Raw genomic sequence first — 26,139 nt, forward strand, 5'->3', positions numbered from 1 at the left:
GGTCGCGTAGCGACTAGGGGAGGAACATCGCCACGCGGTGTCGGGTCGGAGCCTTGAATTAGATCACCTCCCGCGCACGCAGATCGCCGATCGCCGCCGCGTCGTAGCCGAGGCGGGTCAGCAACTCGGCCGCATGCTCGCCGGGCGAGGCGATGCGCGCGCCAATGGCGCCCTGTCCGTGCGCCAAGCGGAAGCCTGGGCCCACCAGCTCGACGGGGCCGTGCGGGGTCTCGAACGTCTGCAGGGTTCCGCGATGGGCCACCTGGGGGTGCGCCATGATCTCCTCCAGGGTGTAGACCGTGGCGCAGGGGACGCCGGCTTCGGTGAGCCGCTGCTCCCAGGCGGCGGGCCCCGCGTCGGCCATGGCGGCTTCTATGACCTCGCGCAACGCAGCCGCGTGCTCAAGGCGCGTGGACCAGTCGGCGAAGCGCGGATCGGCAAGCACATCGGCGCGCCCGAGCACGTTCATCAGGCTCACGAACTGCTTTTCCGTCAGGACCGCGAGCACGATGTAGCCGTCGCCGCAGCGGAACCGGTCGGCGGTGGGCAGGCGGCTGACCGAGCGGTTCCCGAACTGCCGGTGCAGCACACCGGTGATGGTGTATTCCGCGATCAAGCCGGCGAACATGTTCATCAACGAGTCCAGCATCGCCACGTCGATGTACTGGCCCGTCCCGGTCTGGGTCCGCTGATAGAGCGCCGCGGAAATGGCGAAAGCGCTGGTCAGGCCGGCGGTCACGTCCGCGGCAGCGAACCCGGCCCGCATAGGCCCAGACTCGGGATCGCCAGTGAGCGACATCAGCCCCGACATCGCCTGGATCTTACCATCGAAGCTCGGCGTGCCGCTTTCCGGGCCGGTGGCCCCGAACCCGGAGATGGCGCAGTAGATTAGGTTCGGATTGATGCGAGACAGCTGCTCATAGCCGATACCCAGCCGGTTCATAACGCCCGGACGGAAATTCTCCACCACCACGTCGGCGTCGCGCACCAGGCGGTTCACGATCTCGATGGCCTCGGGCTTCGCCAGGTCGAGCGTGAGGCTGCGCTTTCCGGCGTTTACGGCGATCCAGGAGGGGCTCATGCGCCGCTCGGACCACTCACTTCGAACAGCCGAGCCACGCGCGGCCTCGCCGCCCCGAGGCTCCACCTTGAGGACATCGGCCCCCTGCATCGCGAGCTGGAACGTGCAGAATGGCCCAGAAAGGAAGTGGGTGAAGTCGAGGACGCGGACATTGGCGAAGGGCGGCGCGCTCACAGCTGGCTCCCCGCCGCCAGAGACTGGTCGCGGACCGCCTGGGCCACCTGCTTGACCTGGTCGTTCTCCGCGCGGCGCTTGGCGATCTCCTCGGCGGAAAGCGCCGCCACGTTCATGAATCCGACGCGCCAGGTCGCCGGACCCGGCCAGCGCAAAGGGTTCTGGATGGTTGTGCGCGGCGCTGGCGCGGTTTCGAGCGTCCGAAGCGCCAGTTCCAGGGTGGCGTCCTGCGAGGCGAGGTCGTTTGGCCGCGCCGCCGCATTGCCCAACGGAAAGTCGCTGAACAGGAAGCGCGGGACACCGCAATGCTCGACGATGTCCTTGGCCGCGCCCATGACCACCGTCGGGATGCCGTCGGCTTCCAGGGCCCGGGCCATCAGGCTCATGGTCTGATGGCAGACGGGACAGTTCGGCACGAGGATCGCCGCCTCAGCGCCGTCCTGGCGGCAGCGCCGCAGAACCTCCGGCGCGTCAACTTCGATCGTATGGCGCTGGCTGCGGTTCGTCGGCACGCCATGGAAGCGGGCCGTGAGCCCGCCCACGCGGCCGGCAGCGACGGCGCGTCGTAGCGCCGGCAGCGGGAACCAGCAGCTGGAATCGTCGCTCAGGTGCGCCCGATCCACGCCCACGTGGGACACCCGCAGGTCATGGTCGCACGCGGTTTCGCCGGAATAGACTTCGTAGAACTTGGCGGCGGCGTTGTAGGGGGCCTTGGCGCTCTGGTCGCCCCTGTCTTCGCGGAAGGGGGCCGCGGTGGTGAGCAGCGCGATCCTGGCCTCGGCCAAGGGTTTTTCGAGCGGCGTGAAAGGCACGTCTGCGTAGTGGGCGTACCGATAGGGATTGCCGTATCCCAGGGTCTCGTACCAGGCGTGCGTCCGGTCGATGTAGCGTATGGGCTGATCGTCGTCGGGGCTGAAACCCAGGTGGTCGTCCGCCGGCGAGGTCATGAAGGCGCTCCCACAGCCGATATGGCGGCTGACGCGGGTGGCGCCGACGCCGGATCAGTGCCGCCGCGCCGCGCGCGGGGCGGTGGGCGAAAGGTCAGCTGCGGGCCGTGTGGCGGCTGCGGCCGCGAAAACACGGGGCACGCGGGGGGCGACAAGGCCGCGCCGACCGCTTCAAGCCAGGCGGGCGTCCCCCAGGACTCGGATAGCATCAGGAATCTCCCGCTGAACGTCTCGATTGTGGGTATCATTATTTGATACTAGCAATCGTATATTGACACAACCAATATCTCAGTCCGTGGTGTGAGGCAACACAGATCAACGCCGCGGGAGCCAATGCCAGCCTCACCTGCCGATTGCCGACAAACGGAGGTCTGTGACCGCCCGCGCCAGATCGAGGCTGCGATTGCTCCGCTCTTCGAGCCCTTCACGGTCAATGGTCTGACCCTGCCCAACCGCATCGCCATGGCGCCGATGGGCCGGCACTTTTCGCGGGATGGCCGACCCAGCGACGACTACGTGGCCTACTATGCGCGCCGCGCCGCCGGCGGTGTCGGACTCGTAACCAGTGAGGCCACGCCCGTTCCGCATCCGGCGGCGGCGCACGCTCCCACCTACAGCGCCTACCATGGCGAAGGCCCGCTCTCGGTCTGGGGCCGTGTGCCGGCGGCGGTGCAGGGCGCGGGCGGCAAGTACATGCAGCAGCTGTTCCATGTCGGCGGCCTGCGCCGAGCCGGGGACCTGCCCCACCCGGACGCCCCGGCCGTCAGCCCATCCGGGCTCTACCAACCCGCCACGGGGACAGGCGAGCCTCCGCAGCTGAACGGCCGGCCGGCCACCGAGTCCGAGTTGGCAGACGTTGTCACCGCGTTCGGTCAGGCCGCCGCCGACGCGCAGCGCCTGGGATGCGACGGCGTGAACCTGCATGCCGCCCACGGATATCTGCTCGACCAGTTCCTCTGGCCGACCCTTAACCGGCGCGAGGATGGTCATGGGCGGGCGCATCCAACACGCCTCGCCGAAGAGGTCGTACGCGAGGTTCGCCGCCGGGTCGGGCCGGCGTTCCCCATCTTCCTGCGCATCTCACAGTGGAAGCAGCAGGACTATGCCGCCCGTCTCTGGGAGGAGCCCAAGGCGCTCGAAGCCTTCCTTCGCCCCCTGATCGACGCAGGCGTCGATCTGTTCGACTGTTCGACCCGCCGGTTCTGGACGCCCGAGTTCCAGGGCAGCGACCTCAATCTCGCCGGTTGGGTGAAGAAACTGTCCGGCGTCCCCACCATGACCGTCGGCTCGGTCGGCCTGGACCGCGACTTGTTCGAGGCCGGCGTCCGACGACCGGAGGCGGATGACGGGCCTTCGCCAAACACGGGCGGCCTGGGCGACTTCGCCGGGCCCGCGAGCCTTGATAGGGTGGTCGCGATGCTTGAGCGCAGCGATTTCGACCTCGTCGCCGTCGGCCGGGCGCTCATCAGCAACCCTAACTGGGCCAACGACATCCGGGCCGGCGCGACCGATCGCATCCGCGCCTTCGAGAAAGTTCATTTGGCCAGCCTGGAGTAGTTGCGGTGGTCACCACCAATAGGCTTCCGCTTCGAAGCCGCCGCGGGCGCCGCCGAGCCCGTACTGGCCGCGCCGCAGGCTCGGCCGTCCTGACGCCGGATCCCGGAGGAACCATGCGCTTCATCAGCTATCGATCGTCCGGCGCTGAAGGCCTGGCTGTGGCTGCGGCCGACGGGTACCGGGGGCTCTCCACCGCCGCGCTGGGCGCGGATCTCAAGGCGCTGATGGCGCGCGGCCCGGACGCGCTTCTCAGGGCGGCGGCGCAGCTCGCGGGCGGGGAGGTCATCGACCTCGGTCAGGTGACCCTACTCCCCCCGATCCCCTCGCCGGACAAGATCATCTGCATCGGGCTCAATTATGCGGACCACTCGAAGGAGAGCGGCTTCGAGCCGCCCGCCTATCCAACGGTCTTCGCCCGCTACGCCACGAGCCTCGTGGCGCATGGGGCGCCGATCATCCGGCCGGGCTGCTCAGAACAGCTCGACTACGAGGGCGAACTGGCGGTGATCATCGGCCGGGGCGGCCGCCACATCCGCGAAGAGGACGCGCTGGACCACGTCGGCGGCTACTCCGTTTTCAACGACGGCTCGATTCGCGACTACCAGTTCAAGTCGCCACAGTGGACGGTCGGCAAGACCTTCGATGCGACCGGCGGATTCGGGCCGGAACTGGTCAGCCCCGATGAACTGCCGCCCGGCTGCAAGGGCCTGCGGTTGGAAACCCGTCTCAACGGTGAGGTCGTGCAGAGCGCTTCGACCGATGACCTCATCTTCGATGTGGCCCGGCTCATCGCCATTCTCTCGGAGGCGATTACGCTGGCCCCCGGCGATGTCATTGTCAGCGGCACGCCGGCGGGCGTCGGCCTCGCCCGCAAGCCACCGCTCTGGATGAAGCCGGGGGACGTCTGCGAAGTCGCCGTGGAGCGCGTCGGCCGGCTTATCAATCCAATCGGAGAGGAAACGGCCTCCGCCGCATGGCCCGCGGCGCATGAGGCGCAAGGGAGATGAACCATGGCGACCCCAACTGGGCCAACGGCAGCCGAACCGGCGCGACCGATCGCATCCGCGCCCTCGAAAAGGTTCACCTGGCCGACCTGGAATAGTCGCGGTGGTCGCCGCTGACAGGTGCGCGCAATGGCGCAGAGCAGAAGAGACAAGGGCCGCAAAGGCCAGGGGAGAAAGATGATGTGGCTTGAACCTGCGCGCGCGGGTCGCGCGCTTTCGGAGGGGGCCACGAACGCGCCCCCGCCGGGACTGTTGTCGACGGCCTATGCCCAAACCTATCTCGGCGCGCCCCTGACTCGCCGGCTGATGCGAGAGGCCGGCCTTTGGCCGGATGGCACCCTGGCGCCCCCCACGATCAGCAAGGTGGCGTTCTGGCATCTTTGTGTCGCCGCGATGGAGCTGACGGGCGATGAGTCCAATGGGTGCGCGGCCAGGCCCGTGGCGCGATGGACCTGGGCCACCGTGTTCTCGGCCGTCAATCAGATGGACACCCTGGGCGAGGGCCTGCGAAAGCTGGCGGAGCTGAGCGCCATCATTCCCGCGGAGATCGAGATTTCCTTGACCCACAGCGCGGCGGGCGCGCACCTCAATTTCCGATCGACGGGAACTGGAGGCGATGCCGCCCGTCGTGAGTGCTACGTCGAGAGCATCGCGCTTGCGTTTCACTGTGTGTTGCTGTGGGTCACGGGCGAGCCCCTCCGGCCCGTGCAGGTTCGGCTGTCCGAGCGCCTTGCCGACGCGCACGGAAGCCTCCTCTCCGGCTTGAGCCGGCGGCGGACGCGCCAGAAGGATGGCGTGACCGTGGTCTATCCGCGCGCCGACCTCGAGAAGCCGCTTGGGGTTCGAAAGTATCGGGCTTGGTGCAGCCACGAGACGAGCACCTTCCTGCAGTTCGTGGCGCTTCTGGACTATGAAGTCCACGACCGTGAGTGTCCGACCGTCGAGCAGGTCCAGCAGTTGATCGCCGGCCAGCCGATCTCGCAGTCGGATGCGGCGCGCAGTCTTGGCCTGAGCACCGCGACGCTTCGCCGACGCCTCGCGGACGCCGGGACGAGTTTTCGAGACATCTCGAAGGCCGCCAAACTTCGGCAGCTGCTTCGGCTGCTGGCCTCGGACGACAATCTCGACGACGTGGCGGCCGAACTCGGTCTCTCCGATCGCAGAAGTCTCTGGCGCGCCTGCCACGCCTGGCTGGGTGTCTCGCCCAGCATCTACCGCGCCAACCGCCGAACGGAGATCGCCGCCTAGGGCGCCCCACGGCCCTCCGGTGAGCGAAATCGTGACCCTCCGATTGCGCAGTCGCGTCATCCCCACGGGCGAGACTCTCCGTCACCCTGCGCGAAAATAAGGCGGGGAAACGAAGATGCATAAGACGTTCTGGTTCATGGGCCTGTCGGCCATGGCGCTTTCCGTGGCGGGCGGCGCGAGCGCCCAGGCCATTCAGACGGTCCCGGCCGCCGTCCCGAAAGCGCCGACCGGCGCTCAGCTCGAGGAGGTGATCGTCACCGCCTCCAGGCGGAACGAGAGCATTCGCGAAACGCCAACGGCCGTGTCGGCCTTCGGCGGCGCGGCGCTGGCCAAGGCGCAGGTCGCCGACCTGTCCGACCTCGCGCCGATGACGCCCAACGTCCAGATCAGTTCGTTGAACACGACCTCGAACGTCACCATTCGCGGGATCGGGAACAGCCAGGTCACCGCCGGATCGGATCCGGGCGTCGCCCTTCATTTCGACGGGGTCTATCTCGCCCAGTCGGGACTGGTCACGAGCACCTTCCTCGACATCAACCGGGTCGAGGTCCTGCGCGGACCGCAAGGCACCCTGTTCGGCCGCAACGCGACCGGTGGGGCGATCAATGTCCTGCCGAACCTTCCGACCGCGGACCTCAGCTACGGCGCCAACGCCACGCTCGGCGCCGACCCTGCCCTGGTCCGGACGTCGGCCTTCGTGAGCGGTCCGCTCGACAGCGCCGACGCCTGGCGCGGACGCCTGTCCCTGCAGCAGAACTACAACCAGGGCTTCGACAAGAACCTTGCACCGAACGGACCTCGGCGTCTCGGCGACCAGAACACCTATTCAGGCCGCGCCCAACTGCAGTGGCTCCCGAACGAGACCTTCACGGCCCGCCTGGAAGTGGAGTCGCAGAACGCCAACGACAACGGCAGCGCCTTCTACCTCTTCGGCACGCCTGACCCGGCGCAACCCTTGCCGGCGCAACTGCTGGGCGCGCCGACCGGCGACCCGGACAAGAACACCGCCTACGCCAACGTCGGCGCCCGCAAGCTCAGCTCGCGGTTCGTCCTGGTGACGACGGATTGGCAGGTCGCCGGCGGCGACCTCAAGACCTCGTATTCCTACAATCGGACGCGGCAGTTCACCAACCTGGAGGACGACGGCACCCCGGTCGCCTTCGCCAGCGCCATCTTCCACCAGCACGCCCACCAGCACTATGCCGAGGCGCTCTACGCCTCCGACGCCAGCAAGGCCCTCACCTTCGTCGTGGGCGCCAACTACTTCCAGGAACAGGTCTTCCAGGACATCGCCGTCGCCATCAGTTTCCTCCCGGTGCCGGTGAACCTGCGCGGCGACGTGGAGACAAAATCCTACGCCGCCTTCGGCCACGCCCAGTACGCCTTCTCGCCCGCCGGCAAGGTGTTCGCCGGCGTCCGGTACTCGCACGACGCCAAGTCGATCGATGATTTCAACAACTTCGTGGGAACTCTCTCCCAGTCCAAGTCCTGGGCGAAGGTCACCTACGAGGCGGGCCTGACCTATGATCTCTCCCGCGCGATCACCGGCTATGTGAAATACGCCACCGGCTATAAGAGCGGCGGCTTCTCGTCCGGGTCGCTGGCGCCGGCGTTCAATCCGGAAACAGACAAGAACATGGAGGTCGGGCTCAAAGGGTCCTACTTCGACGGCAAGCTCCAGGCGAACCTCGCCGCCTTCCACACCAAGTACGACAACCTCCAGGTCAACCAGATCATCGGCGTATCCTCCGCGGTGACCAACGCGGCCAAGGCCACGATCGATGGCGGGGAGATCGAGCTGGTGGCCAGGATCTCCTCTCGCCTCCGCATCGAGGCCAACGGCGCCTACCTGGACGGCAAGTTCGACAAGTTCCTGACGCAGGATTCGTCGCGGCCCGCCCTTGGGGTCATCGACCTCGCCGGCAATCGCCTCCCCGACGCGCCCCGCTTCACCGGCAGCGCGGGCCTCTACTACGACCTGCCGATCTCCAGTGGGATGCTCACGTTCAGCGGTCGATACGACTGGAAGGCGCGCCGCTACTTCAGCGAGTTCAACCTGCCCATCAACAGCCAGGCGGCGGCCGGCCGCCTGGATCTAGCGGTCAACTACGCCAGCCAGGACGAGCGGTTCACGGCCAGCCTCTTCGCCCGAAACGTGACCGACAAGCGGGTCCGCTCCCAGGAATATGTGATCTCCGCGATCCTGGGCTCCTTGGCCATCGGCCAGTTCGCGCCGGGCCGGCAGATCGGCGCGTCGCTCGGCTATCGGTTCTAGCCCTCCGCACCCCCAGGAAGGAACGACAGCGATGGGCCTTGATCCAAAGCATGTGGACGTGAACGGCGTGCGACTGGCCTACGTCGAGCACCGCACCGCGACCAGTTCGGCACCGCTCGTGTTCGTGCACGGCTATGCGTTGCGAAGCAGCGGCGACCTATACGAGAAGCTCTTCGCCCAACTGTCTCGCGAGTTCGTCGTCTATGCGATCGATCTGCGAGGTCACGGCGGTTCGAATGGCCCGGAGAGTGGGCCGTGGTCGCTCGCGGCGAACGCCGACGACGTGGCGAGCCTTGTCGAACAGTTGGGGCTGCAGGGCGCCGTGTACGCCGGGCATTCGATCGGCGGCTACATCGGCATGCTCACAGAGATCCGCCATCCCGGGACCTTCTCGATTCTGTGCCTACTGGCGACGGGCCCCGCCAGCGGCGGGCGGAGCAATCCGGAGGGGATCGCGGACACCTTCATCCAGCATGGCAGCGATCAGGCGGTGATGCGCGACACGCTGGGGCCGATGTACCTTCGTCGTGATCCGCGCGGCGCCAGTTCGGCCGCCGCCGCCTGCAGCGTCATCGCCCCCAGCGTGCATGAGGCCTTCTTCCCCGAATATCAGTCGGCGTCGCTCGAAGACCGCATTGCCGAGATCGGCTCCGCCGTCCTGCTGGTGAACGGCGCGCGGGACACGGTCGTCCCGCCGGAAGAACAGCACCTGACGGCGCGCGGGCTTCGCCGCTCCAAGGAAGTGATCTTCTCCGATGAGGGTCACATGCTGCCGCTCGAGGCTGCGGACCTCTGCGCGCGCGAGATCATGAACTTCGTCCGCTTCGATGCGCACAAGTTCCTCGCCACCTGATCGGCTTGAACCGCAGCTTGGGACGACGGAGTCGGACATGGACATCTTGGAGGCGCTTGGAGCGCCCTTTCAGCACAAGTCGCTGAACCTAGCGAACCGCTTCGTCATGGCGCCGATGACGCGTCAGTTCGCGCCGGATGGAGCGCCGACGACGGACATGGCCGACTACTACCGTCGGCGCGCCGAAGGCGGCGTGGGTCTGATCATTTCCGAGGGCGTTGGGCTGGACCGGTTGAGCTCGCGGAACATGTCCAGAATCCCGAAGTTTCATGGACGCGAGCCCCTGGCCGGTTGGGCTCGGATTCTTGAGGGGGTTCACCAGGCGAAGGGGGCAATGGCCCCCCAGCTATGGCATGTGGGCGGCGTACCCGACTTCTACGAGCCCTCGACCGAGACGGACGGCTTGGAGTCCCCCTCGGGGTTGATCGGCCCGAACCTCCCGGGCGGCCGACCCATGACGCAGGAGGATATCGCCGACGTTGTGGCGTCCTTCGGGCGGGCGGCCGCGGACGCCAAGCGGCTGGGTTTCGACGCCATCGAGGTCCATGCCGCACACGGCTACCTGATCGACCAGTTCTTCTGGTCTGAAACCAATCGGCGGTCCGATCGCTTCGGCGGCCCCACGGTGCAGGACCGCGCGCGCTTCGGCGCCGATGTCGTGCGCGAACTTCGCAAGGCGGTCGGATCCGAGTTGGCGCTCATCCTGCGGGTCTCCCAATGGAAGACCAACTTCTACGAAACGAAGATCGCGCGCGATCCTGGCGAACTGGAATTGTGGCTCGGCCCGTTGGCGTCGGCAGGCGTGGACATATTCCACTGTTCCCAACGACGATTTTGGGAGCCTGAGTTCCCCGGCTCGGACCTCAATCTAGCGGGATGGGTCAAGAAGGCGATCGGGACACCGACAATCACCGTGGGTTCGATCGGTTTGAGCCGGGATGTGATGTCGGACTTCGGTGGCGGCGAGTCGCTTGTCAATCTCGGCTCTTTGCAGGAATTGGCTCGAAGGTTCGAACGCGGTGACTTTGATCTCGCCGCGATTGGACGTCCGCTTCTGGCCGACCCCGACTGGCTGCTGAAGATCCGAGCGGGTCGCTTCGAGGCGCTGTCGTCGTACGCCATGGACGCCTCCAAGTTGCTCTACTGAGCGCAAGCTCATCAGCACTGAGGCTGCCGTGCGTCGGGGTCGCCTCCATCCTGGCCACATGGCCATGAGTGGAGACGAATAAGCGTTAGACTGACAGCACCGCCAACACCCCGACCGGCTTGTCCGCCGCTTCAGGGATCTCGTCACATAGAGGGCTTCGGCGGGTCGGGTAGGCTTGTTCCGGTGGGGTCCGCTTCGGCGCACGGCTCTCCGCGCGAAACCGCCACCGCCACCACGAGGTCGCCCGTTACGTTCAGCGCCGTGCGGCACATGTCCAGCAGGCGATCCACGCCCAGGATCAGGCCTATCCCCTCCGGCGGCACGCCGACCATTCCGAGGATCATCGCCACAACGGGCAGCGAACCTGCCGGCACGCCGGCCGTACCGACCCCGCCCAGGATGCAGACCGCCATCACGGTGACCTGCTGCCCAAGCGTCAGTTCCACCCCGAAGAACTGGGCCAGGAAGAGCACGGTCACCCCTTCGAACAGGGCGGTGCCGTTCTGGTTCGCCGTAGCGCCGATGGTCAGGACGAAGCGCGAGATGTGGCGCGGCAGGCGCAGCCGTGTCTCAGCGACGCGAAGGGCGGTCGGTAGCGTTGCGTTGCTCGACGCCGTCGAGAAAGCCACCAGGATCGCCTCGTGCGAACCCCGGAAGAACGCCAGGGGCGACATTCGCCCGAACGCCCAGACGACCAAGGGATAGACGCCGAACATCTGCAGGCCCAGCGCCAGGACGACGACCGCCACATAGGCGCCCAACCGCTCCAGTAGCTCCCAGCCGAAGAGCGCCGCCATATTGAACATCAGGCACGCGATGGCGATGGGCGCCAGCCGGATGACGAGGTTGATCAAGGTCATCACCACCTCGAAGAGCCCTTGGATCGAAGCTCTCAGGGTGGCCGCCGCGGGGCTGCGGTCCTGCACGAGCACCAGCCCGATGCCGAACGCCAGCGCGAAGAACATGACCGAAAGGATCTCATTCTCCGCGGCGGCAGCGACCACGTTGCTTGGAATGATGCTGACAATGGCGGCCGATCCTTCCAGCGAACTCGGCGCGCGTTCGAGAATGGCGGTCGCGGATCCGGCCGCCCCGGTAAGCAGCCTCCCCGCCAGGGCTGGATCGACGCCCTCCCCGGGCCTCAGGAGGTTGACCGCGGCGAGGCCGATGCACACCGCGACGGCCGAGAGCGCCAAGGTGAAGGCCAAGGTGCGCCAGCCCGTCCGGCCTAGTGAGCCCAGGTCGCCCATCTCAGACACGCCCATGACCAGGGCTGCGAACAGCAGAGGAATCACCAGCATGAACAGCAGGCGCAGGAAGACCTGGCTTAGCGGTTGAGTGACGTAGGTGGTAAGGGCGGCGACCCACGCGGCGTCGGGGGCGGCGGTGGCGTTTACGACGAGCCCAGCGCCAAGGCCGATCAGGAACCCGATCAGCATCTGAAGCTGCAATGAAGGCCAGCGCATGCTCATCGCGGTCTCTCAACCCAGTGGTTGGCTCCCCAAACTAGCAGGGCTGGCCCGGCGGGGAACGGAAGGTGTCGCACGGCGTTGATTTTTCATTGCTGCACGGCGCCGCGGCGTCCCTGACCCGCGACGCATGGGCGGCCAGGAGGCGTGATGTCCAGCGCCAGGCACACACAAGAACCGACGCGCGGCGAGCAACCTGTGCATCCCGTGATCTCGGCGCACAGGGTGGAGGGTACGCCGATCTTCACCCGGGACGGCGTACTGATCGGCAACATCAACGACCTGATGATCGAGAAGGTCAGCGGCCAGATTACCTGCGCGACAATGTCCTGCGGCGCCGTTTTGGGCGTGGGCGGCGGACGCTTCCCCATTCCCTGGTCGATGTTGAGCTATGACACCCACTTCAAGGGCTATGTGGTCGACGAGCGGAAGCTGCGCGATGTGCGGTCGCTCGAAGGCGATCACGGGCAGGAGAGCGACCTACCGTGGCGCGACGACGTCTACGGATACTGGGCCGCCCTGCGTTATTGGCAATGATCTCGCATGGCCGCGCCTGTTGACCAGGCCCAGCCTCACAGCTCCAGGCGATAGATCCGCGCGGCGGTGCCGGAGAACAGGGCGGTCTTCTCGTCGGCCGAACAGCCCTTGGTCAGCACCTTGAAGGCGTTCCAGAGCACGTCGTAGTCGCAGCTGCCGATGTCGACGGGGAAGTTGCTCTCGAACATGCAGCGCTCGGCGCCGAAGGCCTCGATGCAGGTCTCGATATAGGGCTTCCATTCCGCCGCCAGGGCCTCCGACGAGGCGGGCGGGTCGGACATGAAGGAGGCGAATCCCGGGAACACCATGGCCAGTCCGCCCAGCTTCACCGCCACATTGGGCAGGGCCGCGAGTTTCAGGATGTTCTCCCGCCAGATGGGGAAGCGTTCCTCCCGCCGGCCGGCGTAACTGGCGATGCCGAGCGGGGTGCCCACATGGTCGAGAACGATCTGGGTCCCTGGGAAGGCCTTGGCGAGTTCAAGCAGATCCGGAAGCTGCGGCTCCAGCATCCAGGCGTCGAACGAGAGGCCGAGCGGGCCGAGCTGGGCGAACCCCTCGCGGAACGTCGGCGACAGGTAGAGCCCGCCGCCCTGCCGGGCGAGCGGTCCCAGCACGTCCTTGTCCGGGTCGGACGAGGCGCTCTGGCGAATGCCGCGGAACCGGCCGCCGCCGGCCGCGATGTGGGCTTCCAGCACCTCGGCGACCGCCCCGCCGAGATTGCAGTCGGCATGGCCGACGACGCCGGCGCAGGCCAGGACCTCGCCATAGAGGCCGCTCGCCGACATGGCCGCCACCCCGTTCACGAATTCGGTCTCGCCCACCGGGCGCATCGCCGCCGGCCCTCGGCTCCGGTACATGGAGCCGCACTCCATGTAGACGGTCGCGACCACGTTGTGGCCGGATCTCATGTCTGCCAGCAGCTCGTCCAGCAGGTAGCGCGGGACCCTGCGGATCACATGTTCGAAGCCGTGCTTGGGCGGCGGCAGGGCGGCGACCAGGGCCGCAGGCCGGTCCCACAGGTGATGATGCGGATCGACGATCGGCAGGTCGGGCTCGAGGATAGGTTCGTTCACGCGGCGGCCTCCTGCAGGATGGCGTCGGCCATCAGGGTCTGGGTCGTCGCCTGCAACGCCGGCGCGGTCTCGCTCAGCAGCTGGACCATGCCGACGAAGATGAGGTCGTGCGCCGGATCGACCCAGAACCAGGTCCCGGCCGCCCCGTCCCAGTGATAGGTCCCAAGGCCCACCGGTATGCCGGCCGCCTCGGGATCGGTGAACACCACCCCGTTGAAGCCGTAGCCGAAGCCAGGCCGGATCTGCTGCTTTCCGACGCCCCAGCCCTGGGCCAGCATCTGGTCCGAGAGTTGGTTGGTCATCATCAGCTTCAGGCCCTCCCCGCTGACAATGCGCTCACCGGCGAACTCGCCGCCGTTCAGCAGCATCTGGGCGAAGCGGGCATAGTCGCCCACCGTGGAGATCAGCCCGCCACCGCCCGAGGCCAGGGCCGGCGGCGCCGCGTGGTCGGGCAGCAGCGGATTGGCGGCCAGCGGGACCAGGCCCCGGCTCACGCTAGAGCGATAGAGCGTGGCCAGCCGCGGCTTCTTGTCCGGCGGGGTGTGGAAGGCGGTGTCGATCATGCCGAGCGGTTCGAAGATTCTCTCCCGCATGAAGTCGGGCAGGCTCTGGCCGCTCAGCCGCTCGATGATCGCGCCTTGGACGTCCATGGCGAGGCTGTAAATCCATTTCGTCCCGGGCTGGTAGGCCAGCGGCAGCCCGCCCAGTTTGGCCGCCATCTCCGCCAGGTCGGCGGAGCGCCAGATGTCGGCGGCTTCGTACAGGGTCTCCAGGCCGTCCATCGGCACGCGGCCGTAGATCAGGCCCGCCGTATGGGTCAGCAGTTCGCGTAGGGTCGGGGCGTGGTCGGGTTCATGCAGGGTGACTGCTCCCGCCGCGTCCATCCCGCCGAACACCTTCACATCAGCGAACTCGGGCAGGTGCTTGGCGATGGGGTCGTCCGGCGACCACAGGCCCTGGTCGTGCAGGATCATCATGGCCACGGCCGTCACCGGCTTGGTCATGGAGAAGATGCGGAACATGGTGTCGGCCGCCATGGGTTGGCCGGTAGCCAGGTCCTTCCTCCCGATCGTGCTGACGCGCGCGACCTTGCCATGGCGGGCGGTCAGGGTGACGAGGCCGGCCAGCACCCCCTTGTCGACCAGGCCCTGCAGATAGGCGTCGATGGCCGCCAGGCCGGCGGGGGCTAGGCCGACCTGCGCCGGGGTGGCCGGGGACAGGTCACGCGTCATGGGTCTGCGCCTTGCGGGCCAGCACCGCGGCGGCGACGAGCGGCAAGCGGTCGTTTCCGAAATACATATCGTCCTTCCCGACGAAGATGGTCGGCGAGCCGAAGCCGCCGCGGGCCATGACCTCCTCGGTGTTCAGGCGAAGCTGCTCCTTGATCTGCGGTGTGGCGATCCCCGCCAGCAAGACCTGGGGATCGACGCCCGCCGCCTGGCAGATCTCCGCCAGCACCGCGTCCTGCGAGATGTCGAGATTGTCGCCCCAATAGGCCTCGAACACCTTGGTGGCGAAGGCGACCAGCTTGCCTTGAGGCGCCAGCCAGATGCAGCCGCGCATGGCCTTGACGCTGTTCACCGGGAAGACCTTGGGCGGGAAGGTGATGGCGAGCCCCGAGTGACGCGCCCAGTCCCTCAGGTCCTTGCCCATGTAGCGGGCCTTGGCCGGCACCGGCGTGGCGCGCTGTTCGTATACGGAGGGATTGACCGTGTTGAAGATGCCGCCCACCAGGATCGGCCGCCAGGTCACCTCCACCTCCAGCTCCTTGGCCAAGGACTGCAGGTTGTGGAAGGCCAGATAGGTCCAGGGGCTGGAGCAGTCGAAGAAGCACTCGATCATGTGGCGGCCTTCTCGCTGGCGATCCCGAACAGGTTCTTCCTGGTCTCGGCGTCCATCTCACCGGGTCGCGCCATCTTGCCCACCGCCGTGCCGGCGATCACGCCCGGCCGCGCCCGCACCGTGGCGAACCACCGCTTCATGTTCGGATAGTCGTCCAGGGTGAAGCCCTGCGCCTTGTGGGTGATGATCCAGGGGAAGCAGGCCATGTCGGCGATGGTGTACTCATCGCCCGCCACATAGGCCCCGGTCCGTCCGAGCTGGCCGTCCAGCACCCCATAGAGCCTGGCCGCCTCACGCTCGTAGCGGTCGATGGCGTAGGGGATCTTCTCCGGCGCATAGAGCTTGAAGTGGCCGTTCTGGCCCAGCATGGGCCCCAGACCACCCATCTGCCACATCAGCCACGCGATCGCCGCGCTGCGGCCGCGCAGATCGACGGGCAGGAACCGCCCGGTCTTCTCGGCCAGATAGATCAGGATCGCCCCGGTCTCGAAGACGCTGACCGGCGGGCCGCCCCCCGGCGGATCCCGGTCGATGATCGCCGGGATGCGGTTGTTGGGGCTGATGGCCAGGAAGTCCGGCGCGAACTGCTCCCCGCGCCCCAGATTCACCGGATGGACTTCGTACGGCAGGCCGCACTCCTCCAGCATGATGGAGATCTTCCAGCCGTTCGGCGTGGCGGCGTAATAGAGATCGATCAAGCGTGTCCTCCCGGGCCTCTGGTCGGGCCTTGAGGACAGACTACTTGGCTCTCCCCGCCGCGCCAGCCTCTGCGCGCAATCCGGCGGCCGAGCGTGACGCCCAATCGGCGACATAGGCGCGGATGGCGCGGCTGTCGTCCGGGGTGAGCACGTCGGCGAAGCTGGCCATGCCACCTTCCCTGTAGGCGCCGCCCAGCACGATGTCGTCGAAGGCCTCATAGGTCTCCGGCGACATGCGCCGCAGGTCCGGCAGCACGCTGCGCTCCCCGAACAGGCCGTGGCAGCCGCCGCAATAGCGCTGGTAGCGGGCCTTGCCCGTGGCGACCAGGGCCGCCGGCTGCGCGCCCACGCCGGCCAGGAAGGGCTGGTCCTCGACGACCGGCGCCACGGGCGCCTCGCCGCCGTCCAGCTTGAGCACGATCAGGCGTCCGGCATTGTCGCGGGGCGGCGGCGCGTCAGCGGCGTCCGGCGCGGTCCTCACCCCGTGCCAGCCGGCCGCGATGGCGATGTACTGGACGCCGTCGACCGCGTAGCTCACCGGCGGCGCGACCATGCCCGTCCCGACGAAGATCCGCCGCAGCCGTTTGCCGCTGGCCGCGTCGCGAAACTCGATCCAGCCGTCCTGGGTCCCCTGCACGACGAGATCGCCGGCGGTGGTCAGGACGCCGCCGCTCATCAGGGTCGGCTGCGGCGCGGTCCAGCGGGGCTTGCGGGCCACGGGGTCCCAGCCGATCAGCACGCCGGTGGTCGCCTTGCGCACGTCGTCCTTGGTCAGGGCGGCGAGATCGGCGCCCTCGTAGAACCAGGTCAAGCTCTTGGCGCCCCAGACCCAGCCCAGGTCGCGGGCCGGGATATAGACCAGGCCGGTCTTGGGATTGAACGCCATCGGCTGCCAGTTGTGGGCGCCATAGGCGCTGGGGAAGACCAGCCGCGCCCCCTTGGAATAATCCCCGGCCGGGGTCACGGCCGGACGGCCGGTCTTCAGGTCCACATGGCTCGCCCAATTGACCCGGGCGTACTTGTCAGCCGCTAGCAGTTCGCCCGTCTTGCGGTCCAGGACATAGAAGAAGCCGTTCTTCGGCGCCTGCATCAGCACCTGGCGCTTGCGTCCACCGATAGTGAGGTCGGTGAGCACCATGTTCTGGGTGGCGGTGAAGTCCCAGTTGTCGCCCGGCGTCGTCTGATAATGCCAGGCCAGCCGCCCGGTGTCGGGGTTCACCGCCAGGATGCTGGAGACATAGAGCTGGTCGCCGCCGCCCGGATTGCGGACCTTCTGATTGTAGGGGCCGGCGTTGCCCACCCCGACATAGAGTAGGTTGAGGTCGGGGTCGTAGGAGAAGGAATCCCACACCGTGCCGCCGCCGCCGATCGACCAGTCGCGGTTCGGGTCCCAGGTCTTGGCGGCGACCGCGAGCTCAGGATGCTCGAACGGCTTCTTCGGGTCGCCGGGAACCGTGAAGAAGCGCCAGGCGAGCTTGCCGGTCTCGGCGTCATAGGCCGAGAAGAAGCCCCGCGCGCCGTAGTCGCCGCCGCCGTTGCCGATCACCACCTTGCCCTTCACCACCCGCGGCGCGCCGGTGATGGTGTAGGGCTTGACGCCGCCGGTGGTGTCGGCCGACCAGACGGGCTCGCCGGTCTTGGCGTCGAGCGCGATCAGCCGGCCGTCGAAGGCGCCGACATAGACCTTGCCCTTCCAGAAGGCGACGCCGCGGTTCACAGCCTTGCAGCAGCCGTCGCGCAGCAGCTCCTTGCGGACCTCAGGGTCATAGGCCCAGAGCCGCCTGCCGGTGGCCGCATCGAAGGCGAACACCCGACTCCAAGTGGAGGTGACATAGAGTATCCCGTCGACCACCAGCGGGCTGGCCTCGACCCCGAAGCCGCGGCTTTCCAGGCTCTGCTCCCAGGCCAGGCCCAGGCGATCGACATTGGTCGTGGTGACCTGGTCGAGAGGCGAGTAGCGGTCTTCGGAATAGGTGCGCCCGTTGGTCAGCCAGTCGTCCGCATTGTCGGCGGCCGCTGCGAGCCGGACGGCGTCCACGTCCCGGGCGCCAGGTTGCGAGCAACCGACCAGGATCAGGGCCGCGAGGCCAGCGATCGCCCAGATCCTCCCCAAGGCCGCCATGGCGGTCAGGCGACCTCGGCGGCCACCAGCTCCTCGAGTTCGGGATACATCTCCTGGGCCCGCTCCGTCGCCGAGAGCAGGTTGTAGGCCGGGAACAGGTCGTTGGTCGGGCGGTAGTTGCGCAGCACCTGCTTGGCCACGGTGACCTTGTGGACCTCGGTCGGGCCGTCTGCGAGACCCATGATGAACGAGACCGCGATCTGGTTCATGAACGGCATCTCGGTGGAGATCCCCAGCGAGCCGTGGATCTGCAGGGCGCGCGAGGCGATGTCGTGCAGCACCTTGGGCATGGCCACCTTCACCGCGGCGATATCCTTGCGGACCTTGCGATAGTCCTGGTGCTTGTCGATCAGCCAGGCGGTGCGCAGCACCAGCAGGCGGAACTGCTCCAGCTCGATCCAGCTGTCGGCGATCTTCTCCTGCACCATCTGTTTCTCGGAGAGGCGCGATCCGGCGGTGGTCCGCGACAGGGCGCGCTCACACATCATGTCCAGCGCCTTGCGAGCCTCGCCGATGGTGCGCATGGCGTGATGGATCCGCCCGCCGCCGAGCCGGGTCTGGGCCACCCCGAAGCCGTCGCCGCGGTCGCCCAGCAGGTGGTCCAGCGGCACCCGCACGTCGGTATAGCGAACATAGGCGTGGGCCGGTTCACGCTCGCCCTGGAAGCCCACATTGCGCAGGATCTCGATCCCCGGGGTCTCGGACGGCACGATGAACATGGACATGCGTGCATGCGGCGGCGCGTCGGGGTCGGTCACCGCCAGGACGATCAGGAAGTCGGCCCAGCGGGCGTTGGACGAGAACCACTTCTCGCCGTTGATCACCCAGTGGTCGCCGTCGAGCGTGGCGCGGGTGGTGAAGACCAGCGGATCGGCCCCGCCCTGCGGCTCGGTCATCGAGAAGCAGGAGACGATCTCGTTGTTCAGCAGCGGCTGCAGGTAGCGCGCCTTCTGCGCCGCCGTGCCGAAGTGGGCGAGGATCTCGGCGTTGCCGGTGTCGGGCGCCTGGCAGCCGAACACCACGGGAGCGAAGTCGCTGCGCCCCAGGATTTCGTTCAGCAGGGCGAGCTTGACCTGGCCATAGCCCGGCCCGCCGAGCTCGGGACCCAGATGGCAGGCCCACAGGCCCTGGGCCTTCACCTTGGCCTGGAGGGGGCGGACGAGCCGGATATTGTTGGGGTTCTTGACGTCGTAGACCGCGCCCAGGAGGTGGTCGAGCGGCTCGACCTCCTCACGGACGAAGGCGTCGGCCCAGTCCAGCTTCGCCTGAAAGTCCGCGTCGGTCTCGAAGTCCCAAGCCATGTCGTTCCGTCCCTTGCTGAGCGCGCGGCGATCGCACGCGGCCGCTTGAACGCGGCCATTTGTACATTATGATCATTACGATGAATTATCCGAGGCCTGTCAATACGTCAGGCGCCGGGCCGGCGTCATGACCGGCAAATTGAGGGGAAACCGCATGCGCTATCGCCGATTGGGCTCCAGCGATCTCATGGTGTCGGAAATCTCACTGGGAACCTGGCTCAGCTTCGGCGAGGGCGAGGCCCGGGCGCGGCACATCGCCTGCCTGCACCGGGCGCTGGAGCTCGGGGTCAATTTGATCGACACCGCCAATGTCTATGGCTTCGGCGAGTCCGAGCGCCTGGTGGGCGAGGCGCTCGCCGGGCGGTCGCGGGACTCCTACCTCCTGGCCACCAAGCTCTGGGGCCCGATGGCCGACGGCGACCGGGGGCTGTCGCGGGCGCAGGTGTTCAAACAGATCGACGGCTCGCTCACGCGGCTGCGCACCGACCATGTCGATCTCTACCAGTGCCACCGCTACGACGATGAGACGCCCCTGGAGGAGACCATGGAGGCGCTCAGCGAGATCGTCCGCCAGGGCAAGGTCCGCTATCTCGGCTTCAGCGAATGGCCCGCCGACAGGATCGCGGAGGCCCAGGCCATGGTCGGGACCGAGCGATTCGTCTCCAGCCAGCCGCAATACTCCCTGCTTTGGCGCCAGCCGGAGGCGGAGGTCTTCCCGCTCTGCCAGGCCCAGGGAATCGGCCAGCTGATCTGGTCGCCCCTGGCCCAGGGCGTGCTGACCGGCAAGTACGCCCCCGACGCCGGGCCACCCGGCGGCCTGCGCGGCGCCAGCGTCGAGATGAGCAAGTACACCCGCCACTGGTTCAATCCGGAGGTGCTGCGCGCGGTCCAGCATCTCCAGTTCCTGGCGGCTGAGGCCGAATTGACGCTTGGCCAGTTCGCCATCGCCTGGACGCTCTCCAACGACCAGGTGAGCTCGGCCATCATCGGTGCCTCGCGGCCCGACCAGGTCGATGAGAACGTCGCGGCCTCGGAGCGGAGCGTGGACCCTGCCCTGTTCGCCGAGGCCGAGCAGATCCTGGGCGTCGCCCTGGCCGCCGCCGCGGCCAAGGCGACGGCCTGACGGCATGACCCTCGAGGACCTCGTCAGCCGGGCGGAGATCGCCGAGGTGGCGGCCCGCTATTGCCGCGCCTTCGACCGCTGCGACGAGGCCCTGCTGGCCAGCTGCTTCCACCCCGACGCCACCCACGAGCACGGCGCGTTCAAGGGCCTGTCGCGCGACTTCTGCGCCCTGGGCCTGGCGGCGGTGCGCCAGTTGGTCCTCACCCACCACCAGCTTGGCCAGGTCTCCATTGAGCTCGACGGCGAGCGGGCCTGGGTGGAGAGCTATTTCACCTCCTATCACCGGTTCGGCGCCGACCCGCCGCCGGGCGGCGCGCCGCGCGAGGACCGCATCATGGGCGGGCGCTATGTCGACCGCTTCGAGCGCCGCGACGGCGCCTGGCGCATCGCGCACCGCCAGGGGGTGAACGAATGGCTGCGCTACGAGCCGGCCAGCGACCGAGGCTTCTTCGACCAGCCGGCGAGCGAACGCGGGCGGCGCGACCGGCGCGACCCGGTCTACCGGCGGGACTGAGCTAGGCCCGGTAGATCACCTCGCCGCCGACCACCGTGGCGGCGACCCACGACGCGTCCGGGTCCGCCAGGGCGGCCTCCAGGGGACCCCGCAGCAGGCAGAGGTCGGCCGCCGCGCCCACCTCCACCCGGCGGACTGGGCCGCCGGGATCGGCGAAGTCGCCCAGGAACAGATCCAGCGCCGCGCGCGGGGAGAGGCGTTCGTCGGCCCCCAGAAGCCGGCCGCTCCGGGTGGTCCGGTTGATCGCCGCGGCCATGGCCGTCCAGGGGTCGGCGGCGGCATAGGGGGCGTCGCTGCTCCCGGCCACCTTGATGCCGGCGCGCATCAGGCTGGCGCAGGGATAGAGGGCGGCGAGATCGGCCGCGTCCACCTCGGCCAGGTAGCGGTCGCCGCGCTCGGCCACGAAGCCTGGCTGGGTGACGACGGTGAGGCCCAGCCCGGCGATCTCCCGCGCCGCGTCTGGATAGATGATCCCGCCGTGCTCGATGCGGTCGCCGGGCTCGACGCCGGCCTGCCCGAAGGCGGCCAGCGTGAAGGCCAGTTCCCCAGCCGCGACGCAGTGGACTGCCACCTTCCGCCCCCAGGCGCGCGCCTGGGCGATGATCGCGCAGACCGCGTCCAGGTCCGGCAGGCGGTCGTCGTCGAGCAGCACCTTCACCGGTCCGACCTGGAAGCCGCCGTCGGCCGGAGCTTCCAGGAACCCGCCGCCCATCAGCATCAGTCGCTGACGCCATTCCCCCGCCGCGACGGCCTGGGCGAAGACGCCGGCCTGGGCCTGGTCATTGGTGACGCTGGCGTCGGTGACGCCGGTGACCCCACGCCGCGCGAGGTCGGCGCTGGCCCCGGCCAGGGACGGGGGGTTCCCGGCGAGCCGCCCGCGCAGCCAGTCGTCGCCGCGCCAGATGCGCCCCGTGGGCGCGCCGTGATCGTCGCGCTCGACGCACTGTGGAGTCTCTCCATCGGCGACACGATCCAGCGCCACGGAGTTCAGGATCCAGAGGCCGCCGGTGCGATGCTGGATGCGCACGGGACGGTCGGCGACCATGGCGTCCAGGGCGCGACGGTCCAGCGGCTCGCCGCCGGCCTCGTGATAGCCGACGCCCCGCAGCCACTCGCCCGGCGACAGTTCGCCCGCCTTGGTCCGCAGGGCCCGGCTGATCCCTTCGGCGGAGGTCTGACCATCCAGCTCTACGGAGGCGCCCTGGGCCGCCAGGCCGAACAGGTGGATGTGGTGGTCGATCAGGCCGGGCAGCACGGCCCCGCACCGGCCATCGAGGTCGGGCTCCCGGCCGGAGAGTCCCGTTCCGATCTCGACGATCCGCCCTCCCGCCACGCGAACATCGACACCCGGCCGGCCTTCGACCTCGACCTCGCGGATCAGCAGGTCGCGGCTCATGCGAACTCGGCCAAGATCGCGGCCGTGTGGGCGCCCATGACCGAGGCCGACCGGCGCTCGGGTCGCGCCTGGGGCGCAGCGAGCGGCGTATCGTTCCAGCGCCACCTTCCCTCGCCTCCCACGACCTCGCCCAGCTCGGCCTCGGCGATCGGATCGGCGGCGGCCACGAAGGCGGCGGCCTCGCGCAGGGCCACATCGACCAGCATGCCGCCGCCTGTGGCCAGGGCCTGGAGCGCGCCGGTCGCGGCCATCACCCCGGCGATCGGATCGGCCAGGGCGTCGCCCACGAACATCGGCCGGCCCGAACCGTCCCAGGCGACCAGGCCAGCGGCGGCCGCCGCGTCGTCTCCGAACCCCACCCGGTTTTTCCAGGGCCCCGTGCGGCCATAGGCGGTGAGGCTGACCCAGACGAGGGCGGGACTGGCCGCGAAGGCCGCTTCCAAGTCGACGCCGAGCTGTTCCAAGGCGCGGGGGCGGCTGCTCTCGATGACCAGGTCGGCGCGAGCGATCAGCCGGGCGAGCTGGCCCCGGCCCTCTGGCGTCGCGAAGTCGAGCACGACGGATTCGTGGCCGGCGTGGAGGCGGTCGAAGAAGGCGCGCGGGCCACGGCGCGCGGCGTCGGGACGCCCGGCGCTCTCCACCTTCACCACCCGCGCCCCGACCAGGCCCAGCAGCTGGCCGCAAAGCGGCCCCGCCCACAGGGAGGACAGGTCGATGACCAGCGGCTGACGCACGGCTTCCCCGCGCCCCGGCGCCAGGCGGACGACCCGTGAGCCCTCCCCGCGCGCGCGTTGCTGGGCGTCGTCCCGCCCGCCGACAACGGCGGCGGGAACGCCGAGTTCCTGGCCGGCGTCGGCCAGGTCGGCCGCCGCCCGCCGCCGCGCCGCACGCTGTAGCGCCGCCCAGGGCTCCTCGCCCAGGCCGCAGCCGATCCAGGCGGGGACCGCCTGCAGGTCGTCGATGCGGGCCAGGTTCGCCACCAGCCAGCCGTCGGCGGTCTCGATCAGGCGCGCGGTTCCATTGGCGGACGTCCGACCTCGTCGCGTCAGGCCCAGCTCCGCGGCCCGCTCCCCGAACAGCCTCATGTCGACCTCGGCGCCAGCGGTCCGCGCCGCGGAGAGCAGGGCCTCGATCCGTCCGGCATGGTCGCGGCGCGGCAGCGCGGGCGTGGCGTCTCCAGTCAGCAGGGCCAGGCCCGAGCGGGCCCACCGCGCGGAGGCGGGCGCCAGGTGCGCCACGCTCATCGGACCGGCTCCAGATGATCGACCAGTCCCCAGGCTTGGGCCTCACGGGCGTCGATGTCGAAGCCGCTCAGGCCCATGAAACAGGTCCGGTGGCGACCGATCCGGCGCGGCAGGCTCGCCGTGCCCCCAGCCCCGGGGATCAGGCCCATCCCCACCTCAGGGAGCCGGAACAGGGCCCCGGGATCGGCCACCAGGCGGGCGGCCGCCGCGGCGATCTCGATCCCACCGCCGATGGCGGCGCCCTGAACGAACACCGTCAGTCTCTCGCCCAGCTCGTCGGCCAGCCGCACCGGCGAGCGCTGGGTGCGGATGATGTGGGCCAGGGCCAGGTCGGCGGCCTGGCCAAACTCGTCCAGATCGCCGCCGGCGCTGAAAATGGGCCCCTCGCCCCTGAGCTCCACCCGGGCGATGGACGGATCGAGGCGGGCCAACCGCAGGGCCTCGGTGAGCTCGTCGCGCAGCCGCGCGCCGACCGCGTTGCGCGCCTCGGGTCGGGCCAGGGTGATGACCAGGGCGTCCTCGCGCCGCTCCAGGCGCACCTGGGGCGCAGGGGAGACCGGCCGTTCCCGGACCGGTCGGCCGGCCCGCCAGGCGCGGAAATCCGCCCCGCCCAGCAGGGCGGAATAGGCCAGGGATTCCAGGGTCAGCGCGCCCTCGAAATCGAGTTGGTCGCCCAGCCGCAACACACTGGCGAAAACCGCCGCGGCGGCCGGACTGCCCTGGACGGTTCCGCGCAGGGACGACAGCACGCTCTCCAGGCCGCGATCCCCGACCGACACCCAGGGTCGCGGCGGATGTGAAGCAGTTGTCAACACGATGTCAAAAACGTCGGCAATGCCGTCCGGCGTCCCGCCAACCGTGTCGATCCCGACGAGGACCGGCGCCCCCGCGCGGAGGGAGGCCGCGGCCTGGCGCACGGCTGCGCTGTCCTCGACGGCGACGGCCATCAGGGGTTCGCCGCCCAGGGCCGACAGGCTCTCGCCGCCTTCAGGGTCGAGGGCGGCGGCGAGGATCGCGTCAGCTGGCGGCCGCATCCTCATGATCCTTCGCCGAGACGATCTGCTCCTTCAGAACGCGGCGGAGCAGCTTGCCGGTCTCGTTATAGGGCAGCTCGGCGCGGAACAGGATATCGGCGGGAACCTTGGTGGAGCGCAACCGGCTGCGGACCCAGGCCTTCAGCTCCTCGGAATTGGCCTGCGTGCGCGACACCACCACGGCCGCCACCCGCTCGCCCCACTCGTCGTCGGGAACGCCCAGCACCGCCACGTCGGCCACCGAGGGATGGGCGCGCAGGGCGTCCTCGACCTCGCCGGGGGAGATGTTCTCGCCGCCGCGCACGATGACGTCGTCCAGCCGGCCCTCGATGAACAGATAACCGGCCTCGTCCAGCCAGCCGCTGTCCTTGGTGGGGAACCAGCCGTCGTCGCGGATCAGCTTGCGGCCCAGATATTCGCCGGAGATCTGCTCGCCCCGCACCCAGACCTCGCCGCTCTCGCCCAGCGGCACGGGCTCGCCGGCCGGACCGCGGATTTCCAGTTCCAACCCCGGCAGGGGCCGGCCGACGGAACCGAGGCGGCGGCGCACGGCCGGATCGTCCGAGGTGCGGGCCGCGCGATGATCGTCCGGCCGCAGCACCGAGATGGTCGAGCTGGTCTCGGTCAGGCCGTAGGCGTTGACGAAATTCACATGCGGCAGCCGGTTGAGCGCGCGCTCGATGACATTGGGCGGCATGCGCCCGCCGCCATAGGACAGAGAATGCAGGTGCGGCAGGCTCTCGCCCCGCGCCTCCAGCACGTCGAGGACGCGGCCCAGCATGGTCGGCACGACCATGGCGTGGGTGATCTTCTCGGTGACGGCGGCCTCGACCCAGGCCTCAGGCGTGAAGGCCGGCAGGTGGACGATGCGCCGGCCGCCATAGACGCCGGTCAGCACCGCCGAGACGCCGGCGATATGATAGGGCGGGACGCTGACCAGGGCTGCCTCGCCCTCCTCGGCGTCGGCGAACTCCACGGTGGAGATCACGTAGGAGGCCAGGTGCCGGTGGCGCAGGACGGCGGCCTTGGGCTCGCCGGTCGTGCCGCTGGTGAACAGCAGGACGGCGATGTCGGGCTCGACCTCGGGAAGTTCATGGTCGCGGCCAGCGCCGGCCAGGGCCGCAGCCTCGAACTGGCTGCGCGGGATGATCTCGACCCCCGGCACACCTTCGACCCGGCTCAACATGTCGTCATCCACCACCGCCACAGCCGGCGCGGTCCGCGCCAGCAACCGGCGCAGGTCCTCGTCGGGCAGCCGGTAGTTGAGCGGCGCGAACGGCCGGCCCAGCAGGCCGCTGGCGAAGATCGCCAGGGGGACCGCGGTGGAGTTCAGCCCGATGAAGACGACGTTGTCGCCCGGCCGGCGCGCCAGGTCGGCCGCCGCCGCGCGGGTCCGGGCCCAGAGTTCGGCATAGCTGACCGGAGCCGTCGCCAGGCCCATGGCGGGACGGTCGGCCAAGGCCTCGGCGGCCATTTCGAGGAGGAGCGCTGTGTGCATCC

General features: G+C 68.8%; 22 protein-coding genes. 9 read left to right on the forward strand and 13 right to left on the reverse strand.

All coding sequences use genetic code 11. The annotated features are described in order from the left end of the window. Positions 1 to 58: 58 nt before the first annotated feature. The gene (locus tag Q8Q88_RS11600; RefSeq protein ID WP_305675343.1) at positions 59 to 1,255 is read right to left on the reverse strand and encodes a CaiB/BaiF CoA-transferase family protein; all 1,197 of its coding nucleotides are present in this window, start codon (positions 1,253 to 1,255) and stop codon (positions 59 to 61) included. After that, a complete protein-coding gene (locus Q8Q88_RS11605) occupies positions 1,252 to 2,202 on the reverse strand; it encodes a glycine/sarcosine/betaine reductase selenoprotein B family protein (RefSeq protein WP_305675344.1) in 951 nt (316 codons plus the stop codon). Before Q8Q88_RS11605 ends, Q8Q88_RS11600 begins: the two co-directional genes overlap by 4 nt. A 333-nt stretch (positions 2,203 to 2,535) precedes the next feature. Here Q8Q88_RS11605 and Q8Q88_RS11610 point away from each other — a divergent pair, with 333 nt between their 5' ends. The 6 genes from Q8Q88_RS11610 (at position 2,536) to Q8Q88_RS11635 (ending at position 10,286) form a co-directional block, all read left to right on the forward strand. Beyond that, a complete protein-coding gene (locus Q8Q88_RS11610) occupies positions 2,536 to 3,759 on the forward strand; it encodes a 12-oxophytodienoate reductase (protein ID WP_305675345.1) in 1,224 nt (407 codons plus the stop codon). Between the two features lie 113 nt (positions 3,760 to 3,872). Continuing rightward, positions 3,873 to 4,766 (forward strand): fumarylacetoacetate hydrolase family protein, encoded by an 894-nt coding sequence (locus Q8Q88_RS11615; RefSeq protein ID WP_305675346.1) that lies wholly within the window; start codon positions 3,873 to 3,875, stop codon positions 4,764 to 4,766. Between the two features lie 126 nt (positions 4,767 to 4,892). Further along, positions 4,893 to 6,011, forward strand: a complete 1,119-nt coding sequence (locus tag Q8Q88_RS11620; protein WP_305675347.1) for a helix-turn-helix domain-containing protein — start codon at positions 4,893 to 4,895, stop codon at positions 6,009 to 6,011. A 115-nt stretch (positions 6,012 to 6,126) separates the two neighbouring features. Beyond that, complete coding sequence (locus tag Q8Q88_RS11625; protein WP_305675348.1) at positions 6,127 to 8,286, forward strand: TonB-dependent receptor; 2,160 nt, start codon at positions 6,127 to 6,129, stop codon at positions 8,284 to 8,286. 31 nt (positions 8,287 to 8,317) lie between these two features. Beyond that, positions 8,318 to 9,139 (forward strand): alpha/beta fold hydrolase, encoded by an 822-nt coding sequence (locus tag Q8Q88_RS11630; RefSeq protein WP_305675349.1) that lies wholly within the window; start codon positions 8,318 to 8,320, stop codon positions 9,137 to 9,139. 37 nt (positions 9,140 to 9,176) lie between these two features. Next, positions 9,177 to 10,286 carry an NADH:flavin oxidoreductase gene (locus tag Q8Q88_RS11635; protein ID WP_305675350.1) on the forward strand — a complete coding sequence of 370 codons (1,110 nt, stop codon included), beginning with the start codon at positions 9,177 to 9,179 and terminating at the stop codon, positions 10,284 to 10,286. Positions 10,287 to 10,429: 143 nt separating this feature from the next. Here the strand turns inward: Q8Q88_RS11635 and Q8Q88_RS11640 are convergent, their stop codons facing one another. Next, the gene (locus Q8Q88_RS11640) at positions 10,430 to 11,758 is read right to left on the reverse strand and encodes a dicarboxylate/amino acid:cation symporter (protein WP_305675351.1); all 1,329 of its coding nucleotides are present in this window, start codon (positions 11,756 to 11,758) and stop codon (positions 10,430 to 10,432) included. A gap of 147 nt (positions 11,759 to 11,905) precedes the next feature. Between Q8Q88_RS11640 and Q8Q88_RS11645 the strand changes: the two genes are divergently transcribed. Then, on the forward strand, positions 11,906 to 12,292 hold the full coding sequence (locus tag Q8Q88_RS11645; protein ID WP_305675352.1) for a PRC-barrel domain-containing protein: 387 nt from the start codon (positions 11,906 to 11,908) through the stop codon (positions 12,290 to 12,292). Between the two features lie 35 nt (positions 12,293 to 12,327). Here Q8Q88_RS11645 and Q8Q88_RS11650 read toward each other — a convergent pair whose 3' ends face one another. From Q8Q88_RS11650 to Q8Q88_RS11675, 6 genes are read right to left on the reverse strand one after another with little or no spacing between them, the layout of a single operon-like run. Beyond that, positions 12,328 to 13,365, reverse strand: coding sequence for an amidohydrolase (locus Q8Q88_RS11650; RefSeq protein ID WP_305675353.1), 1,038 nt, complete (start codon positions 13,363 to 13,365; stop codon positions 12,328 to 12,330). Further along, on the reverse strand, positions 13,362 to 14,597 hold the full coding sequence (locus Q8Q88_RS11655) for a serine hydrolase (protein WP_305675354.1): 1,236 nt from the start codon (positions 14,595 to 14,597) through the stop codon (positions 13,362 to 13,364). Before Q8Q88_RS11655 ends, Q8Q88_RS11650 begins: the two co-directional genes overlap by 4 nt. Next, positions 14,587 to 15,207, reverse strand: coding sequence for a 2-hydroxychromene-2-carboxylate isomerase (locus tag Q8Q88_RS11660; protein WP_305675355.1), 621 nt, complete (start codon positions 15,205 to 15,207; stop codon positions 14,587 to 14,589). Before Q8Q88_RS11660 ends, Q8Q88_RS11655 begins: the two co-directional genes overlap by 11 nt. Further along, on the reverse strand, positions 15,204 to 15,905 hold the full coding sequence (locus Q8Q88_RS11665; RefSeq protein WP_305675356.1) for a glutathione binding-like protein: 702 nt from the start codon (positions 15,903 to 15,905) through the stop codon (positions 15,204 to 15,206). Before Q8Q88_RS11665 ends, Q8Q88_RS11660 begins: the two co-directional genes overlap by 4 nt. A gap of 40 nt (positions 15,906 to 15,945) precedes the next feature. Next, the gene (locus Q8Q88_RS11670; RefSeq protein ID WP_305675357.1) at positions 15,946 to 18,027 is read right to left on the reverse strand and encodes a PQQ-dependent dehydrogenase, methanol/ethanol family; all 2,082 of its coding nucleotides are present in this window, start codon (positions 18,025 to 18,027) and stop codon (positions 15,946 to 15,948) included. A gap of 5 nt (positions 18,028 to 18,032) precedes the next feature. Then, positions 18,033 to 19,328, reverse strand: coding sequence for an acyl-CoA dehydrogenase family protein (locus Q8Q88_RS11675; RefSeq protein WP_305675358.1), 1,296 nt, complete (start codon positions 19,326 to 19,328; stop codon positions 18,033 to 18,035). A gap of 154 nt (positions 19,329 to 19,482) precedes the next feature. Here Q8Q88_RS11675 and Q8Q88_RS11680 point away from each other — a divergent pair, with 154 nt between their 5' ends. Both Q8Q88_RS11680 and Q8Q88_RS11685 read left to right on the forward strand, forming a co-directional pair. Further along, a complete protein-coding gene (locus Q8Q88_RS11680; protein ID WP_305675359.1) occupies positions 19,483 to 20,451 on the forward strand; it encodes an aldo/keto reductase family protein in 969 nt (322 codons plus the stop codon). 4 nt (positions 20,452 to 20,455) lie between these two features. After that, positions 20,456 to 20,965: a nuclear transport factor 2 family protein gene (locus Q8Q88_RS11685; RefSeq protein ID WP_305675360.1), complete on the forward strand. Its 510-nt coding sequence runs from the start codon at positions 20,456 to 20,458 to the stop codon at positions 20,963 to 20,965. Position 20,966: 1 nt separating this feature from the next. On the opposite strand, the gene Q8Q88_RS11690 is transcribed toward Q8Q88_RS11685, so the two are convergent. The 4 genes from Q8Q88_RS11690 to Q8Q88_RS11705 are packed head-to-tail and all read right to left on the reverse strand — an operon-like array spanning position 20,967 to position 26,137. Beyond that, on the reverse strand, positions 20,967 to 22,361 hold the full coding sequence (locus Q8Q88_RS11690) for an amidohydrolase family protein (RefSeq protein ID WP_305675361.1): 1,395 nt from the start codon (positions 22,359 to 22,361) through the stop codon (positions 20,967 to 20,969). Continuing rightward, a complete protein-coding gene (locus Q8Q88_RS11695; protein ID WP_305675362.1) occupies positions 22,358 to 23,605 on the reverse strand; it encodes a CoA transferase in 1,248 nt (415 codons plus the stop codon). Before Q8Q88_RS11695 ends, Q8Q88_RS11690 begins: the two co-directional genes overlap by 4 nt. Next, entirely contained in the window at positions 23,602 to 24,639 is a 1,038-nt protein-coding gene (locus Q8Q88_RS11700) for an enoyl-CoA hydratase/isomerase family protein (RefSeq protein ID WP_305675363.1), read from the reverse strand. Before Q8Q88_RS11700 ends, Q8Q88_RS11695 begins: the two co-directional genes overlap by 4 nt. Beyond that, the gene (locus Q8Q88_RS11705; RefSeq protein WP_305675364.1) at positions 24,623 to 26,137 is read right to left on the reverse strand and encodes a class I adenylate-forming enzyme family protein; all 1,515 of its coding nucleotides are present in this window, start codon (positions 26,135 to 26,137) and stop codon (positions 24,623 to 24,625) included. The genes Q8Q88_RS11700 and Q8Q88_RS11705 overlap by 17 nt, the downstream gene beginning before the upstream one ends. Between the last annotated feature and the right edge of the window lie 2 nt (positions 26,138 to 26,139).

Source organism: Phenylobacterium sp. (assembly GCF_030697925.1).
Taxonomy (GTDB): domain Bacteria; phylum Pseudomonadota; class Alphaproteobacteria; order Caulobacterales; family Caulobacteraceae; genus Phenylobacterium.